Here is a 2,172-nt window from a genome sequence, read left to right as displayed (position 1 = left end):
CGCGACGTCTGCACCGGTCCCGCCTTCGCGCCGCGGTGGAGGGCGGTGCGGGCGACACGGGCGCGTTCCTCGAACTCGGCGGCGCGCGCGTCGAGACGGTGGCGGCCGGCATCCGTCACAGCGAAGTACCGACGTGCACGCCCGTTCACGATCTCGTCGCCGTCGGCGCGGACCAGCCCCTCCCGCTCCAGCCGCTCCAGGCTCGCGTACAGCGTCGTCGGCTTCGGGGCCGCGCCAGCGGCGTGCGCGACGTCCCGCAGAATCGCGTAGCCGTGCTTGCGCCCGTCCGCGAGCGAGGTGAGGATCCAGAAGGCGGTGTCGCCGAGCGTGCTCATGTCGACACCATATACCTGTAGTGGGAATATTGCCATGCATGGCGGACCGGGCGCGCGGCGCGGGAGCGCCGGTCCCGGCATCCGCCGACCTAGACTTGACGGGCCATGATTCGACCCGATCTCAGCCTCCCGATTCCCGATGACATCACCGCCGCCCACTTCATCGGGATCGGCGGTTCCGGCATGTCGGGGCTCGCGGGCATGTTCCTCGACCGCGGCATCCGCGTGTCGGGATCGGACCGGGCCGACAGTGCGGCCCTGCGGGCCCTCGCCGAGCGCGGCGCCGAGGTCCACCTCGGGCACGACGCCGCGAACCTCCCGGACGACGTCGACACGGTCGTCCACACCGGCGCGATCTGGCCCGAGAACCCGGAGTTCCTCCTCGCCAAACAGCGCGGACTTCACGTCATCCACCGCTCGCAGGCACTGCACTGGTTGATCGGCGGCAGGCGACTCGTCAGCGTCGCCGGAGCCCACGGCAAGACGACCTCCACCGGCATGATCGTCACGGCGCTGCGTGACCTCGGCGAGACGCCGACGTTCGTCAGCGGGGGAGTGATCCAGGGTCTCGGTGTCTCCAGCGGCACCGGCTCCGACGAACTGTTCGTCATCGAGGCGGACGAGTCCGACGGCACGTTCCTGCTGTACGACACGTCGGTCGCGCTCATCACCAACGTCGATCCCGATCACCTCGACCACTGGGGGACCAGCGACGCCTTCTACGACGGATTCGTCCGTTTCGCGAACGCTGCCCGTGAGGCGGTCGTCATCTCGGCCGACGACGCCGGCGCCCGCCGCGTGACCGCCGAGCTCACCCACCCCCGCATCGTGACGTTCGGCGAGGATGCCGCCGCCGACGTCCGCGTCACCGACATCGTCGCCGAAGGCCCGGTCTCGTTCACCCTCACCCACGACGGGCAGACCGTCTCGGGCCACCTCGCCGTCCCCGGCGCGCACAACGCCGTCAACGCCGCCGGCGCGGTCGCGGTGCTGCTCACACTCGGTCATGAGCTCGAGCCGGCCCTCCGTGCGGTCGAGGACTTCGCGGGAACCGTCCGCCGGTTCGAGCTGCACGGCGTGGAGCGGGGCGTCAGCGTCTACGACGACTACGCGCACCACCCCACCGAGGTCGCCGCCGCACTGACGGCCGCCCGCAGCGTCATCGGAGATGGCCGCATCATCGCGCTGCAGCAGCCGCACACCTACTCGCGCACCCAGCGGATGTACCGCGAGTTCGCCGATGTGCTGGAGACTCTCGCCGACCACACCGTCGTGCTCGATGTCTACGGCGCGCGCGAGGATCCCATCCCCGGTGTCACCGGTGAGCTCGTCAGTGGAGCGTTCCACGATCCGAGCAAGGTGCGGTTCGTCGCGGACTGGCAGCAGGCCGCCGACTACACGGCATCCATCGCGCGCGCCGGCGACTACGTCATCACCCTCGGTTGCGGCAACGTGTACCTCATCATCCCGCAGGTGCTCGAAGCCTTGGCTGGGACGGCGGAGGACTAGCCGATGCGTCGGCCGACACCGCTCCCCGCGCCACCGGCGCGGTCCCCGGCGCCGGTGGACGAGTCGCGGGAGTCGGCGGAGGTCTCGATCCCGTTGCCCCCGCGGCAGGCGGCTGCAAGCGCCGGGGACGGGTCGACCGCGACGCTTCTCCCGGTGCCGACCGTCGTGGTCGATGAGCCAGGGCCGCAGGGCGTACCCGACGCGGATGCGGCCGCGGGCGCCGACGCTGATGCCGCCACGAGCGACTCACGCGTCGCCGACGCCGACGACATCGCCGGTGCGATGCCGGCGACGGATGCCGACGGCATCGGCCTACGCGACGTGTGGG

General features: G+C 71.2%; 1 protein-coding gene and 2 pseudogenes. 2 read left to right on the top strand and 1 reads right to left on the bottom strand.

The annotated features are described in order from the left end of the window. Positions 1 to 335: PadR family transcriptional regulator (locus WBP48_RS04150; protein WP_424436504.1), on the bottom strand; the 335-nt coding region annotated here is incomplete at its 3' end. Between the two features lie 105 nt (positions 336 to 440). On the opposite strand from WBP48_RS04150, the pseudogene murC reads away from it, so the two are divergent. Together murC and WBP48_RS04140 are read left to right on the top strand one after the other, a co-directional pair. Beyond that, positions 441 to 1,876, top strand: a pseudogene (murC, locus tag WBP48_RS04145) (UDP-N-acetylmuramate--L-alanine ligase); the annotation flags it as partial. Beyond that, positions 1,848 to 2,172: pseudogene (locus WBP48_RS04140) on the top strand (hypothetical protein); the annotation flags it as partial. The pseudogenes murC and WBP48_RS04140, both read left to right, overlap by 29 nt.

This window comes from Microbacterium sp., assembly GCF_049661145.1.
In the GTDB taxonomy this organism is placed as follows: Bacteria; Actinomycetota; Actinomycetes; order Actinomycetales; family Microbacteriaceae; genus Microbacterium.
This window is presented reverse-complemented; position numbering and strand designations above follow the sequence as displayed.